General features: G+C 38.1%; 14 protein-coding genes and 1 pseudogene. 14 read left to right on the top strand and 1 reads right to left on the bottom strand.

Going from position 1 to position 14,152, the window contains the following annotated elements:
* The first annotated feature begins 13 nt into the window (after positions 1-13).
* The 11 genes and pseudogenes from CYK18_RS02790 (at position 14) to CYK18_RS02740 (ending at position 10,140) form a co-directional block, all read left to right on the top strand.
* On the top strand, positions 14-874 hold the full coding sequence (locus tag CYK18_RS02790; protein ID WP_101784919.1) for a methionyl aminopeptidase: 861 nt from the start codon (positions 14-16) through the stop codon (positions 872-874).
* Between the two features lie 306 nt (positions 875-1,180).
* Positions 1,181-1,888, top strand: coding sequence for a thiol-disulfide oxidoreductase-associated membrane protein CcdA2 (ccdA2, locus tag CYK18_RS02785; protein ID WP_101784917.1), 708 nt, complete (start codon positions 1,181-1,183; stop codon positions 1,886-1,888).
* An 11-nt stretch (positions 1,889-1,899) separates the two neighbouring features.
* On the top strand, positions 1,900-2,457 hold the full coding sequence (sdbB, locus tag CYK18_RS02780; RefSeq protein WP_101784915.1) for a thiol-disulfide oxidoreductase-associated lipoprotein SdbB: 558 nt from the start codon (positions 1,900-1,902) through the stop codon (positions 2,455-2,457).
* A 96-nt stretch (positions 2,458-2,553) separates the two neighbouring features.
* Positions 2,554-3,912: a 23S rRNA (uracil(1939)-C(5))-methyltransferase RlmD gene (gene rlmD / locus CYK18_RS02775; RefSeq protein WP_101784913.1), complete on the top strand. Its 1,359-nt coding sequence runs from the start codon at positions 2,554-2,556 to the stop codon at positions 3,910-3,912.
* A 72-nt stretch (positions 3,913-3,984) separates the two neighbouring features.
* Positions 3,985-4,602: an SAP domain-containing protein gene (locus tag CYK18_RS02770; protein WP_101781954.1), complete on the top strand. Its 618-nt coding sequence runs from the start codon at positions 3,985-3,987 to the stop codon at positions 4,600-4,602.
* Positions 4,603-4,696: 94 nt separating this feature from the next.
* Positions 4,697-5,499, top strand: a pseudogene (locus CYK18_RS02765) (ADP-ribosylglycohydrolase family protein).
* A gap of 122 nt (positions 5,500-5,621) precedes the next feature.
* Positions 5,622-6,503, top strand: coding sequence for a diacylglycerol/lipid kinase family protein (locus CYK18_RS02760; protein ID WP_101784911.1), 882 nt, complete (start codon positions 5,622-5,624; stop codon positions 6,501-6,503).
* Between the two features lie 63 nt (positions 6,504-6,566).
* Positions 6,567-7,058, top strand: a complete 492-nt coding sequence (locus tag CYK18_RS02755) for a phosphoribosylanthranilate isomerase (protein ID WP_101784909.1) — start codon at positions 6,567-6,569, stop codon at positions 7,056-7,058.
* Between the two features lie 176 nt (positions 7,059-7,234).
* Positions 7,235-8,977, top strand: a complete 1,743-nt coding sequence (locus CYK18_RS02750) for a glycoside hydrolase family 13 protein (RefSeq protein ID WP_101781950.1) — start codon at positions 7,235-7,237, stop codon at positions 8,975-8,977.
* 119 nt (positions 8,978-9,096) lie between these two features.
* Positions 9,097-9,408 carry a hypothetical protein gene (locus CYK18_RS02745; RefSeq protein ID WP_061424793.1) on the top strand — a complete coding sequence of 104 codons (312 nt, stop codon included), beginning with the start codon at positions 9,097-9,099 and terminating at the stop codon, positions 9,406-9,408.
* A gap of 3 nt (positions 9,409-9,411) precedes the next feature.
* On the top strand, positions 9,412-10,140 hold the full coding sequence (locus CYK18_RS02740) for an alpha/beta fold hydrolase (RefSeq protein ID WP_101781949.1): 729 nt from the start codon (positions 9,412-9,414) through the stop codon (positions 10,138-10,140).
* A gap of 104 nt (positions 10,141-10,244) precedes the next feature.
* Here CYK18_RS02740 and CYK18_RS11230 read toward each other — a convergent pair whose 3' ends face one another.
* Positions 10,245-10,619, bottom strand: coding sequence for a transposase (locus CYK18_RS11230; RefSeq protein ID WP_101784907.1), 375 nt, complete (start codon positions 10,617-10,619; stop codon positions 10,245-10,247).
* 280 nt (positions 10,620-10,899) lie between these two features.
* On the opposite strand from CYK18_RS11230, the gene ylqF reads away from it, so the two are divergent.
* From ylqF to CYK18_RS02720, 3 genes are read left to right on the top strand one after another with little or no spacing between them, the layout of a single operon-like run.
* Positions 10,900-11,751 carry a ribosome biogenesis GTPase YlqF gene (ylqF, locus tag CYK18_RS02730; RefSeq protein ID WP_101781947.1) on the top strand — a complete coding sequence of 284 codons (852 nt, stop codon included), beginning with the start codon at positions 10,900-10,902 and terminating at the stop codon, positions 11,749-11,751.
* Complete coding sequence (locus CYK18_RS02725) at positions 11,738-12,517, top strand: ribonuclease HII (protein ID WP_101784905.1); 780 nt, start codon at positions 11,738-11,740, stop codon at positions 12,515-12,517. The genes ylqF and CYK18_RS02725 overlap by 14 nt, the downstream gene beginning before the upstream one ends.
* Before the next feature lie 16 nt (positions 12,518-12,533).
* Positions 12,534-14,084 carry a ClC family H(+)/Cl(-) exchange transporter gene (locus CYK18_RS02720; RefSeq protein WP_101784903.1) on the top strand — a complete coding sequence of 517 codons (1,551 nt, stop codon included), beginning with the start codon at positions 12,534-12,536 and terminating at the stop codon, positions 14,082-14,084.
* Positions 14,085-14,152 lie beyond the last annotated feature (68 nt).

Genomic DNA, 14,152 nt, shown 5'->3' with positions numbered 1-14,152 from the left:
ACTAGGAGAAAAAATGATAACATTAAAATCAGCTCGTGAAATCGAAGCTATGGACAAGGCTGGTGATTTTCTAGCAAGTATTCATATCGGCTTACGTGATTTGATTAAGCCTGGCGTTGATATGTGGGAAGTAGAAGAGTATGTTCGCCGTCGTTGTAAGGAAGAAAATTTCCTTCCGCTTCAGATTGGTGTTGACGGTGCCATGATGGACTATCCTTATGCTACTTGCTGCTCTCTTAATGATGAAGTAGCTCATGCTTTCCCTCGTCATTATATCTTGAAAGATGGTGATTTGCTCAAGGTTGACATGGTTTTGGGAGGCCCAATTGCTAAATCTGACCTGAATGTCTCAAAATTAAACTTCAACAATGTGGAGCAAATGAAAAAATACACTCAGAGCTACTCTGGTGGTCTAGCAGACTCTTGTTGGGCTTATGCTGTTGGTACACCGTCTGAAGAAGTGAAAAAATTGATGGATGTAACTAAAGAAGCTATGTATAAAGGGATTGAGCAAGCTGTTGTTGGAAATCGTATTGGTGATATCGGTGCAGCCATTCAAGAATACGCTGAAAGTCGTGGTTACGGTGTAGTGCGTGATTTGGTTGGTCATGGTGTTGGCCCAACCATGCACGAAGAACCAATGGTTCCTAACTATGGTATTGCTGGTCGTGGGCTTCGTCTCCGTGAAGGAATGGTGCTGACCATTGAACCAATGATCAATACTGGTGACTGGGAAATTGATACAGATATGAAGACTGGTTGGGCGCATAAGACCATTGACGGTGGATTGTCATGTCAGTATGAACACCAATTTGTCATTACAAAAGATGGACCTGTTATCTTGACTAGTCAAGGTGAAGAAGGAACTTATTAAAATAATCAAAGCTAGATTGAAGAAAAGGGCTCTTTGGACAATTTTCTTCAATTTTTTCTTTTATCTATAGTGAAATGAAAAAATCGAACACCTTGAATGCGAAATTCAATTCAATTTCTAATAATGTTTTATAATTAATTGATTTCTCTAGATTTTATTTCAATCTGCTATAGAAACCATGGTGTACTATTTTAGGTCAAATTCATTATAACGTCATAGTGAATACAGCTAACCGTAGCAAACTTGATACAAATTTTAATATTTATAGTACAATAGGTTTAAATTCTTAAGAAAGTTGGTTCTTTATTGGAAACGCTAGTATTTTCAATCTCAGTTTTTTTAGCAGGGGTCTTGTCTTTCTTTTCCCCTTGTATTTTTCCTCTGTTACCAGTTTATACTGGAATTTTGCTGGATGATCAAGAAAGTGCAAAAAGCTTTTCTTTATTTGGTAGAAAAGTTGCTTGGTCAGGTTTGATTCGAACGCTTTGCTTTATCGCAGGTATTTCACTCATTTTCTTTATTCTAGGATTTGGAGCTGGTTACTTTGGTAATATTCTCTATGCCAATTGGTTTCGCTATACCATGGGTACGATTATTATCATTTTAGGCCTTCACCAGATGGAAATTTTTCATTTTAAGAAATTAGAGGTTCAAAAAAGCTTAACTTTTAAGAAATCAGAAGCCAATCGTTATTGGTCAGCCTTTTTACTCGGTATTACCTTTAGCTTCGGTTGGACGCCTTGTATTGGTCCAGTTTTGAGTTCGGTTTTAGCGCTTGCGGCTTCTGGAGGCAATGGCGCTTGGCAAGGTGCTATCTATACTCTTATTTACACTCTAGGGATGGCTATTCCCTTCTTAGTCTTGGCACTAGCTTCAGGTGTAGTCATGCCTTATTTTAGTAAAATAAAGCGTCATATGATGCTACTAAAGAAAATTGGTGGTTTCCTCATTATTTTAATGGGAATTTTGTTAATACTAGGACAAGTAAATGTTCTAGCTGGAATTTTTGAATAAAGGAGAAAAAGATGAAAAAAGTAATGTTTGCTGGCTTAAGCCTCTTGTCATTAGTCGTATTGATGGCCTGTGGTGAGGAAGAGACTAAAAAGTCTCAAGCAGCACAACAGCCAAAACAACAAACTACTGTACAACAAATTGCTGTTGGAAAAGAGGCTCCAGACTTTACCTTGCAATCTATGGATGGTAAAGAAGTTAAGTTATCTGATTATAAGGGTAAAAAAGTCTACTTGAAATTTTGGGCTTCATGGTGTGGTCCATGTAAGAAAAGTATGCCTGAGTTGATGGAATTAGCTGCGAAACCAGATCGCGATTTCGAAATTCTTAGTGTCATTGCACCAGGAATTCAAGGTGAAAAAACTGTTGAGCAATTCCCACAATGGTTCCAAGATCAAGGTTATAAGGATATTCCCGTTCTTTATGATACTAAAGCAACTACCTTCCAAGCTTATCAAATTCGAAGCATTCCTACAGAATACCTAATTGATAGCCAAGGAAAGATTGGAAAGATACAATTTGGTGTTATCAGCAACGCGGATGCAGAAGCAGCATTTAAAGAAATGAACTAGCATAGATAAAGAGAATCTGATTACAAATTTCATGGTATAATAGATGGTAACCGTAACGTTGCCGTCTTTTTTGTCGGCCAATAGAAAGAGAAGAGAATGTTAAAGAAAAATGATATTGTAGAAGTTGAAATTGTTGACTTGACCCATGAGGGTGCAGGAGTTGCCAAGGTAGATGGTTTGGTCTTTTTTGTAGAGAATGCTTTACCGAGTGAAAAAATCCTTATGCGTGTCCTCAAGGTTAATAAAAAGATTGGTTTTGGGAAGGTTGAAGAATACCTTGTACAGTCGCCACACCGTAATCAAAATCTAGATTTGGCTTACCTGCGTTCAGGAATCGCTGATTTAGGTCATCTTTCCTATTCAGAACAGCTCAAATTTAAAACCAAGCAGGTCAAGGATAGTCTCTACAAGATTGCTGGAATTGCAAATGTAGAAGTTGCTGAAACACTTGGTATGCAAAATCCAGTCAAGTACCGCAACAAGGCGCAGGTGCCTGTTCGTCGTGTTAATGGTGTCTTGGAAACAGGATTTTTCCGTAAGAATTCCCATGACCTCATGCCTCTAGAAGATTTCTTTATCCAAGATCCTGTGATTGATGAGGTAGTTGTAGCCCTACGTGACTTGCTCCGTCGTTATGATTTGAAACCTTATGATGAAAAGGAACAAGCTGGCTTGATTCGGAATCTTGTGGTGCGTCGTGGCCACTATTCAGGGCAAATTATGGCTATTTTGGTAACAACTCGTCCTAAAGTTTTTCGAGTGGAGCAATTAATTGAACAACTCATCAAGCAGTTCCCAGAGATTGTGTCTGTCATGCAAAATATCAACGACCAGAATACCAATGCTATTTTTGGTAAGGAATGGCGCACACTTTATGGACAAGACTTTATCACTGACCAGATGTTGGGAAATGACTACCAAATCGCTGGTCCAGCCTTTTACCAAGTTAATACAGAAATGGCGGAAAAACTTTATCAGACAGCCATTGACTTTGCAGCATTAAAATCAGATGATGTGGTTATCGATGCCTACTCTGGTATCGGGACGATTGGCCTCTCTGTTGCGAAACATGTCAAGGAAGTCTATGGTGTGGAAGTAATTCCAGAAGCGGTTGAAAATAGCAAGAAGAATGCTCAACTCAACAATATATCAAATGCCCACTATGTCTGTGACACAGCTGAAAACGCCATGAAGACTTGGCTCAAGGAAGGTATTCAACCAACCGTTATTCTAGTGGACCCACCAAGAAAAGGCCTCACTGAGAGCTTTATCAAGGCAAGCGCTCAAACAGGAGCAGACCGTATTGCTTATATTTCATGCAATGTCGCCACCATGGCGCGTGATATTAAACTCTACCAAGAGTTAGGATATGAAGTGAAGAAAGTCCAGCCGGTGGACTTATTTCCTCAAACGCACCACGTCGAGTGTGTGAGTTTGTTAGTGAAACGGAGCTAATGCTCAAAATAAAGAAACTAAAACTCCATTATTTTAAGATGAAAACCTAAATTTTTTTGTGGAGCTAAAATATTGATAGAGAACAGACCAGAATTTGATAAAATCACTTCGTTTGATGAGTTTAATAAATATTATTGGTATCGTGATGAACTTTCACAGATATGTAAGATATTGGAACTTGAATATAGAGGTACCAAACAAGAACTCAATCATATTATTGAGCAGTACTTTAAGGGAAATTTTATTAAAAAATCACCCACAAAAAGAAATAAGAAAAGATTGGAAGCTATCACCTTAGATACGTCCTTACTTGAATGTGGATTCTCCTTTAACACTTACTTTAGAGAATATTTCTCAACTTTAACAGATGTTTCACCTTTTAAATTTACTGCTGATATGGCTACAGCTTGGAGAAAAGTAAAAAGAGAAAATGATTTGAGTTTTACAATCCAAGATATGCTAAAAGTCTATTATGGAAATTCAGATTATGCTAAGTATGACCATTCAGTTTGTCAATGGAACCAATTTTTAAAGGACTTCTGTGCAGACGAAAATAGTCGTAACTACTTAAACAAGTTAAAAGTAGCTTCTATTCTTTGGAAAGAAGTTAGAAATTCAAGGAATGAAAAAATTTATTCAAAGAATCTTTTGACAGAATATGCTGATAGAATAAACGACTTTAGGAAGTAGAAATATCAGTCTAAACCAAGAGTTCACAAGGAGGAATACCATGCTCGGAGCAATCGTTGGAGACATTGTTGGCTCGGTTTACTAGTGGAACAATATCAAATCAAAGGACTTTCCTTTATTTCGGAAAGACTGCTTTTTCACAGATAATACGGTTATGACCTGTGCTGTCGCAGAAGCAATCATGAATGGTGAGCAAAAGGATGACTTTATTGACGCTATGAAGAAATATGGCAGAATGTATCCGGATGCTGATTATGGTGCTCGGTTTAATGCATGGCTAAACAGTGATAACCGTGAGCCTTATAATAGCTTCGGGAGAATGGATCAGCTATGCGTGTTTCTCCCTGTGCTTGGGTCATGGACCGTAGTTTTTATGCAAGAGCTGGTATGTGGCCATCATCTAGAAGACTTGCTAGTTTTTCTGCAGAGGTAACTCATAACCATCCAGAAGGTATCAAAGGTGCCATGGCTACAGCTGATGCTATCTTTCTATGTCGATTTTATTTTGGTGGTTATTGTAGCGAATATGAGCAACCAATTAACGACAATCCTACCGAATGTAAAAAACGGATTAAGGATTATATTGAGAAGGAATACGGCTACAATCTATCTCAAACTTTAGATGAAATTCGCCCTACATACCGTTTCAACGAAACATGCCAGGACACTGTACCTCAGGCCATTATTGCCTTTTTTGAAAGTACAGATTTCGAAGATGCTATAAGAAATGCCATCTCACTTGGTGGCGACAGTGATACACTTGCTGCAATCACTGGCAGCATAGCAGAGGCAGCTTATGGTATTCCTGATTGGATAAAGGAAAAATCCTACTCTTACTTGGATGAACCCTTAAAGGATGTACTCAGGCGATGGGATAATAAGGTTGATGTAAAATAAAAGAGTTTCAATCTCTAGTACTTCATATTTCTCTTTTCCGTATTTTCATTGTATAATGGTAGTACATTTACCTGCATACGATGTAATATAAACATTTCTTATGAATATTAAGGAGAAAATCAATGAAAAAAGCAATGTTAATTATCAACCCTACCTCTGGTGGGGAGAAGGCTTTGGATTATAAGGTCAAGCTGGAGAATAAGGTAAAAGATTATTTTGAACTCGTGGAAACCAAAATTACAGAAAAAGCGTTGGATGCAACACATTTTGCTGAAGAAGCTTCTCGTGAACAGTACGATGCAGTAGTTGTTTTTGGTGGAGACGGTACTGTCAATGAAGTTATTTCGGGAATCGCTGAGAGAGACTACATTCCTAAGTTAGGTATTATCCCTGGTGGGACGGGTAACCTCATTACAAAACTTTTGGAAATCAACCAAGATATCGATGGCGCTATTGATGAACTCGATTTTGATTTAACCAATAAGATTGATATTGGTAAAGCAAATGACAATTATTTTGGTTATATCTTTAGTATCGGTTCTGTTCCAGAAGCGATTCACAATGTTGAAATCGAGGACAAGACAAAATTCGGTATTTTAGCCTATGCTGTTAATACCATGAAGTCCGTCATGACGGATCAGGTCTTTAACATTAAGGTTGAGACAGAAAATGGAAATTATGTTGGTGAAGCGAGCCATGTTTTGGTTCTCTTGACAAATTACTTCGCTGACAAAAAAATCTTTGAAGAAAACAAAGATGGATATGCTAATATTTTGATCTTAAAAGATGCATCTCTATTCTCCAAATTATCCGTCATTCCAGATTTATTGAAAGGCGATGTTGTCGCAAATGATAATATCGAATATATAAAAGCGCGAAATATTAAAATTTCTTCAGATAGTGAATTGGAGTCAGATGTTGACGGGGATAAGTCAGATAACCTACCTGTAGAAATCAAAGTCCTATCTCAGCGAGTAGAAGTATTTTCAAAACCGAAAGAGTAGAAGGTAAAAATTAGTTTATTATTCACAACGAAATTAAGTTCTATATCAACGATTGGAGGAGGAATGAATTCTCTATTTGATGAATTTCGAACAATTTGTTCTCATTTAAACCAAGTTGGAATCACTCCGACGCTCATGGGGTCTTTGGGGTTTGAATACCGATCAAATGAAGAATGGGGGCCGTCTGACATTGACATTCATGTGCCTGGTGACCCTAGAGGTTGGGAAGCACCCGATCATCTCAGAATTTATGAGTGGGATAAGATAATGAAAGTGATGAAACACTTAGGCTATGACTTAATAGATATTCATGAGCATGAATTCCAAAAAGATGGTCTGAGTGTTGAATTCGGAAGTATCGATTCTTTACCTGATTTTGCTGGAGTTTCGGAATCGGATATAGAGTTGATTCATCTCGAAAACATCACTTTTCGCGTTCCAAGTTTGGAACAGTTTTTAAGTATTTACAAGGCTTCTTCCCAAGATTCTTATCGAAATGAGCACAATAACAATAAGGATTTTAAAAAGATAGAGTGGCTGGAAAGACATTTGTGAATCATCATTTGAAAAGTAGTTGGTTGTAAGGCTGACTGCTTTTTTATTTATAGAAACAATCCACTCGAAACTACGGGCAAACCTTGCAAATAAAATACGAAAGTAGTATACTGGGATTACGATTATGAAAACGTTTGCGCAACAAGATAAATAAAAGTGAATTAGGAGACAGAACAATGGAATTAAGTGCTATTTACCATAGGCCAGAGTCGGAGTATGCCTATCTTTATAAGGATAAGAAACTCCATATTCGGATTCGTACTAAGAAAGGGGACATTGAAAGCATCAACTTGCATTATGGTGATCCTTTTATTTTTATGGAAGAATTTTATCAGGATACGAAGGAAATGGCAAAGATAACTTCTGATGCCATCTTTGATTATTGGCAGGTTGAAGTGTCAGTTGACTTTGCACGTATCCAGTATCTCTTTGAACTCAAGGATACAGAAGGTCAAAGTATTTTGTATGGCGATAAAGGGTGTGTGGAAAATTCTCTAGAAAATCTTCATGCTATTGGAAATGGATTTAAGTTGCCTTATCTTCATGAGATTGATGCATGCCAGATTCCTGACTGGGTTTCAAATACGGTATGGTATCAGATATTTCCTGAGCGGTTTGCCAATGGAAATGCTCAATTAAACCCAGAAGGGACTTTAGACTGGGAATCATCTATCACACCTAAGAGTGATGATTTCTTTGGTGGTGATTTACAGGGGATGATTGACCATCTGGATTACTTGCAAGACTTGGGCATTACTGGACTTTATCTTTGTCCGATCTTTGAATCTACGAGCAATCATAAGTACAATACGACAGATTACTTTGAAATTGACCGTCATTTTGGAGACAAGGAGACTTTTCGGGAACTGGTCGAGCAAGCGCATCAGCGAGGTATGAAAATCATGCTGGATGCTGTATTTAATCATATTGGTTCGCAATCTCCTCAATGGCAAGATGTTGTCAAAAATGGTGAGCAATCTGCTTATAGGGATTGGTTCCATATTCAACAATTCCCAGTGACAACTGAAAAGCTAGCCAATAAGAGAGAGTTACCCTATCATGCTTTTGGTTTTGAGGACTATATGCCTAAGCTAAATACAGCCAATCCAGAGGTTAAGGATTATCTTTTAAAGGTTGCGACTTATTGGATTGAAGAGTTTGATATCGATGCTTGGCGTTTGGATGTGGCTAATGAGATTGACCATCAATTTTGGAAGGATTTCCGAAAGGCAGTTTTAGCTAAAAAGTCTGATCTTTATATCCTTGGAGAAGTCTGGCATACGTCTCAGCCTTGGCTAAATGGAGATGAGTTCCATGCTGTCATGAATTATCCGTTATCTGATAGCATCAAAGAGTATTTCTTACGAGGTATTAAGAAGACAGACCAGTTCATCGATGAAATCAATGGCCAATCTATGTATTACAAGCAACAGATTTCAGAGGTTATGTTTAATCTTCTAGATTCGCATGATACAGAACGTATTTTATGGACGGCAAATGAAGACGTTCAACTTGTCAAATCAGCCCTAGCCTTTCTCTTTTTACAAAAAGGAACACCCTGTATCTATTACGGAACAGAGTTAGCCTTAACTGGCGGTCCAGACCCAGATTGTCGTCGTTGTATGCCTTGGGAACGCGTATCAAGTGACAATGATATGCTTAACTTCATGAAGAAGCTGATTAATATTAGAAAACAAGCGTCAGCAACCATTCAGCATGGTAAGTATGATCTTCAAGAAATCAAACCAGATCTAGTAGCCTTGGAATGGAAATACGAAGGACAGGTCCTCAAAGCGATCTTCAACCAATCAACAGAAGATTATATTGTCGAAAAAGAAGCAGTAGCACTAGCAAGCAATTGCCTAGAATTGGAAAATCAGCTTGTGATCTCTCCAAAAGGTTTTGTGATTTTTCATTAAAGAGCAATTAAGAGTGACAGGAAAATTGTAGTATAGAGAGCATTTTACAAACAGACTATTTGTCGTCTTGCTACAATTGGTATATAATTTAACTTAGTGAACATAGGAGGACCAATCGAATGGAATTAAAAGATTTTACAGAAAAAGAACAGGAAATGATTAAGAAGGGACTTACGACGTCTAAGATTAGTGACAAGGAAACTGCTGAAAAGATTCTTGCACTCGTACCACAAGACTTGATTAAGCGAATTCCGTTTTTTGTCAGAAAACATGCTACGACACGTACGATTAAACGCATTTCAATTGAATACCCTGAACTCTACGCTGCAGCTCAAACAAGTGGTGAAATTCCAGAAAAAGAAAGAGAAGAATTGCGTCAGATTATCACAACTATCTTTGAACAAAAGATGAATAAGCATAGTATTAAGTAGAGAATGAAAAAATATTTTATAGGCGGTCTAGGAAGCAATGTCTATCATAGTAAGGATTTTCTTCAAGAACTAGATTCGCAGGTCTGTTTTCTAAATCCGTATGAAAAGCATCTTCGAGATGAAACAGAATTGAAAGCATGGTTTAAAAAGGAAATAGTAGAGGGAGAATCTATCTGTCTGATAGGCCATTCTCTTGGAGGGGATTTGGCTCGTTATCTCGCATCAGAATTTCATGAAGTGAAAAAACTGATTCTTTTGGATGGAGGCTATCTAGATTTAGATAAGATTTTACCTTTAGATACAGAGTTAGAGGAAGTTAAAAACTATATCGAATCTCAAGTCGTTTCAGACTTAGCTCTTCTTATTTCTAAAGAGAAATCTGAAGCAAAGTATTGGTCAGAAAATATGGAGGAAGCTGTAAGACAGTCCTATCACTGGAATGCGGAGTATAATAGATATGAGTTGGCTATAAATTATGAAAATATAGAAGCGATCCTCCGCCTACGGAGGAAAATACAAGCTTTTAAGAGAGAAGTGGGAGCTACCTTGTTTATTAGTCCTCGCTATCCTAATGAAGCTACATGGAGAGAGGAAGCCCTAAAAGAATTGCCAGACTATTTTGATACTATTCTTCTAGAAAACTTTGGCCATGAGCTTTATACTGAAGCACCTAAAGAAATCGCTAGTCTAATTAATGAGTGGTTCTCTTATTCTTACTGGGCTATTGAATGAATTATCATAATTAATATATAGTTGATTAGAATAAGATATGAACAAATTGATTAGGAATATCAAATTAATTCGGTTCTTTGTCAACTGTAGTGGGTTGAAGTCAGCTAAGATCGAGAAAGGACAAAATTTGTCCTTTCTTTTTTGATATTGAGAGCGATAAAAATCCGTTTTTTGAAGTTTTCAAAGTTCCGAAATCCAAAGGCATTGCGTTTGATGAGTTTAATGAGATTATTGGTTGCTTCTAATTTGGCGTTAGAATAGTGTAGTTGAAGGGCGTTGACAATCTTTTCTTTATCCTTGAGAAAGGTTTTTTGAAAATCATATTTCTTCATTTGACTTCCGCACTCAGGGCAAGATGGAGCATCGTAGTCCAGTTTAGCGATGATTTCCTTGTGGGTATCCTTATTGATGATGTCTAGAATCTGGATATTAGGGTCTTTGATATCGAGTGGTTTTGTGATAAGAAGTAATGATTCCATATGATTTTTTCTATGGAATTTTTTCTACAACAAAATAGGCTCCATAATATCTATAGGGGATTTACCCACTACAAATATTATAGAGTCACTTTTTCTATTCAGGGAGCTTGAAGGGCTATCATCGGACAAAATAGAGAAGGCATGATATAATATAAAGTAGATTTCTATGTAATTAAATAAGAATTGTTTGAACACCATTCATTTGAAAACTCTCTATGTTCAAGCGATAGTAAAATAAAATAGGGTCTTTAAACCCTTGCTACGAAAGGAAAAAAACTCAATGGCTACTATTCAATGGTTTCCTGGTCACATGTCTAAAGCACGTCGACAGGTGCAGGAAAATTTAAAATTTGTTGATTTTGTAACGATTTTGGTGGATGCACGCTTACCTCTATCCAGTCAAAATCCTATGTTGACCAAAATTGTTGGTGACAAACCAAAACTCTTGATTTTAAACAAGGCAGACTTGGCTGACCCAGCAATGACCAAGGAATGGCGTCAGTATTTTGAATCAAAGGGAATCCAGACTCTAGCTATCAACTCTAAAGAGCAAGTGACTGTAAAAGTTGTAACAGATGCGGCCAAGAAGCTCATGGCTGATAAGATTACTCGTCAGAAAGAACGTGGTATCCAGATTGAAACCTTGCGTACCATGATTATCGGGATTCCAAATGCTGGTAAATCCACTCTGATGAACCGTTTAGCTGGTAAGAAAATTGCCGTTGTCGGTAACAAACCAGGTGTGACCAAGGGACAACAATGGCTTAAAACCAATAAAGACCTGGAAATCTTGGATACACCGGGGATTCTCTGGCCTAAATTCGAAGACGAAACTGTTGCTCTTAAACTAGCCTTGACTGGAGCTATTAAAGACCAGTTGCTCCCTATGGATGAGGTAACTATTTTTGGCCTCAATTATTTCAAAGAACATTATCCAGAAAAGCTGGCTGAACGCTTCAAACAAATGAAAATTGAAGAAGAAGCGCCTGTTATTATTATGGATATGACCCGCGCCCTCGGTTTCCGAGATGACTATGACCGCTTTTACAGTCTCTTCGTGAAGGAAGTCCGCGATGGCAAACTCGGTAACTATACCTTAGATACATTGGAAGACCTCGATGGCGACAATTAAAGAAATCAAAGAACTCCTTGCCACAGTCAAGGAGTTAAAAAGCCCTGTTTTTTTAGAGCTTGAAAAGGATAATCGCTCTGGAGTTCAAAAGGAAATCAGCAAGCGTAAAAAAGCCATTCAGGCAGAATTGGATGAGGATCTTCGTTTGGAAGCCATGCTTTCCTACGAAAAAGAACTTTACAAGCAAGGATTGACTTTGATTGCAGGTGTTGACGAGGTTGGTCGTGGTCCTCTGGCTGGACCTGTAGTCGCTGCAGCCGTTATTTTGCCTAAAAATTGTAAGATTAGAGGCCTCAATGACAGCAAGAAAATTCCTAAAAAGAAACATCTAGAGATTTTCCAAGCCGTTCAAGACCAAGCCTTATCAATTGGCATTGGTATTATGGATAATCAAGTTATCGACCAAGTCAATATCTATGAAGCAACCAAACTAGCTATGCAAGAAGCAATCTCTCAGCTCAGTCCTCAACCAGAGCACCTTTTGATAGATGCCATGAAATTGGATTTGCCAATTTCACAAACATCTATCATCAAAGGAGATGCCAATTCCCTTTCAATTGCAGCAGCTTCTATAGTAGCCAAAGTGACACGTGATGAATTGATGAATGACTACGATCAGCAGTTCCCTGGCTATGATTTTGCTTCTAATGCAGGATATGGAACAGCTAAACACCTAGAAGGACTGAAAAAACTAGGAGTTACCCCAATTCACCGAACCAGCTTTGAACCCGTTAAATCACTGGTTTCAGGTAAAAAAGAAAGTTAAGTTAGAAGGAATGATTATGGAGGAACAGTCAGAAACACTCAATTCCAAGAAAGAATTTACCTTTGCATCAAGCACCATATTATCCCAAGTTGGACGAGGCATCATTGTCGGTCTTGTCGTTGGAATTATCGTTGGATCCTTTCGTTTCTTAATTGAAAAAGGTTTCCACCTGATACAAGGACTTTATCAAGATCAAGCGCACCTAGTTCGCAATCTTTTTCTACTAGTTTTGTTTTATGTACTCATCTGTTGGCTCAGTGCTAAACTAACACGGTCAGAAAAAGATATCAAAGGCTCAGGAATTCCTCAAGTCGAAGCCGAATTAAAGGGATTGATGAGTCTCAACTGGTGGAGTGTTCTCTGGAAAAAATATGTGCTAGGTATTCTTGCTATTGCCAGTGGACTTATGCTGGGGCGTGAAGGGCCAAGTATTCAACTTGGAGCGGTTGGTGGAAAAGGTATTGCCAAGTGGCTCAAATCTAGTCCAGTAGAGGAGCGTTCCTTAATTGCTAGTGGAGCCGCCGCTGGTCTAGCTGCAGCCTTTAATGCTCCGATTGCAGGACTTCTCTTTGTTGTAGAAGAAGTCTACCATCATTTTTCGCGCTTTTTCTGGGTTTCCACTCTAGCAGCTAGTCTCGTAGCAAACTTTGTCTCACTACTCATATTTGGTCTAACGCCAGTGCTAGACATGCCTGATAATATCCCTCTTATGACCCTAGATCAGTATTGGATTTACCTCCTTATGGGGATTTTTCTAGGACTTTCCGGTTTTGTCTATGAGAAAGCTGTACTTAATGTTGGCAGAGTTTATGATTGGCTTGGTCAAAAAATTCGTTTGGATAGAGCTTATTATCCAATTCTAGCCTTCATTCTCATCATACCAGTCGGAATTTTCTTACCACAAATCCTTGGTGGTGGAAATCAGGTTGTCCTTTCCCTAACTGAGCAAAATTTTAGTTTCCAAGTTCTGTTAGCTTACTTTTTGATTCGCTTTATTTGGAGCATGATTAGTTATGGAAGTGGCCTTCCAGGAGGAATTTTCCTACCAATTTTAGCGCTTGGTTCCTTACTCGGTGCCCTAGTTGGTCTTATTTGTGTCAATCTTGGACTTGTCAGTCAAGAGCAGTTTCCTATATTTGTCATTCTAGGAATGAGTGGCTATTTTGGAGCAATATCTAAGGCTCCCTTAACCGCTATGATACTCGTAACTGAGATGGTAGGAGATATTCGCAACCTCATGCCACTTGGATTAGTGACCTTGGTTGCCTACATCATCATGGATCTACTCAAGGGTGCGCCAGTCTATGAAGCTATGTTGGAAAAAATGCTGCCTGAAGAAGCGTCAGATGAAGGAGAAGTCACTCTCATTGAAATCCCTGTTTCGGATAAAATAGCAGGAAAACAAGTACATGAACTCAACCTACCACATAATATCCTCATCACAACTCAAGTCCATAATGGCAAGAGCCAAACTGTTAACGGTTCAACCAGAATGTATCTCGGAGATATGATTCATCTAGTGATTCCAAAAAGTGAAATTGGGAAAGTAAAAGATTTATTGTTGTAGGATTTTTTTACATAATTTATATTACGTAAAAAGTTGAATTGATTTATTTAAATAACCCTCTTTTTTAA

The sequence above is a fragment of the Streptococcus mitis genome, from assembly GCF_002860865.1.
In the GTDB taxonomy this organism is placed as follows: Bacteria; Bacillota; Bacilli; order Lactobacillales; family Streptococcaceae; genus Streptococcus; species Streptococcus mitis_AT.
The sequence above is the reverse complement of the archived record's forward strand: the minus strand, read 5'-3'. Positions and strand labels throughout refer to the sequence as shown.

Excerpts from the sequence above, each read along its gene's own strand:
- CYK18_RS11230 (WP_101784907.1), bottom strand. The coding sequence starts at position 10,619 with ATGGAATCATTACTTCTTATCACAAAACCACTCGATATCAAAGACCCT.
- CYK18_RS02760 (WP_101784911.1), top strand. The coding sequence starts at position 5,622 with ATGAAAAAAGCAATGTTAATTATCAACCCTACCTCTGGTGGGGAGAAG.
- sdbB (WP_101784915.1), top strand. The coding sequence starts at position 1,900 with ATGAAAAAAGTAATGTTTGCTGGCTTAAGCCTCTTGTCATTAGTCGTA.
- CYK18_RS02750 (WP_101781950.1), top strand. The coding sequence starts at position 7,235 with ATGGAATTAAGTGCTATTTACCATAGGCCAGAGTCGGAGTATGCCTAT.
- ylqF (WP_101781947.1), top strand. The coding sequence starts at position 10,900 with ATGGCTACTATTCAATGGTTTCCTGGTCACATGTCTAAAGCACGTCGA.
- CYK18_RS02745 (WP_061424793.1), top strand. The coding sequence starts at position 9,097 with ATGGAATTAAAAGATTTTACAGAAAAAGAACAGGAAATGATTAAGAAG.
- CYK18_RS02790 (WP_101784919.1), top strand. The coding sequence starts at position 14 with ATGATAACATTAAAATCAGCTCGTGAAATCGAAGCTATGGACAAGGCT.
- CYK18_RS02755 (WP_101784909.1), top strand. The coding sequence starts at position 6,567 with ATGAATTCTCTATTTGATGAATTTCGAACAATTTGTTCTCATTTAAAC.
- rlmD (WP_101784913.1), top strand. The coding sequence starts at position 2,554 with ATGTTAAAGAAAAATGATATTGTAGAAGTTGAAATTGTTGACTTGACC.
- CYK18_RS02720 (WP_101784903.1), top strand. The coding sequence starts at position 12,534 with ATGGAGGAACAGTCAGAAACACTCAATTCCAAGAAAGAATTTACCTTT.
- CYK18_RS02725 (WP_101784905.1), top strand. The coding sequence starts at position 11,738 with ATGGCGACAATTAAAGAAATCAAAGAACTCCTTGCCACAGTCAAGGAG.
- CYK18_RS02740 (WP_101781949.1), top strand. The coding sequence starts at position 9,412 with ATGAAAAAATATTTTATAGGCGGTCTAGGAAGCAATGTCTATCATAGT.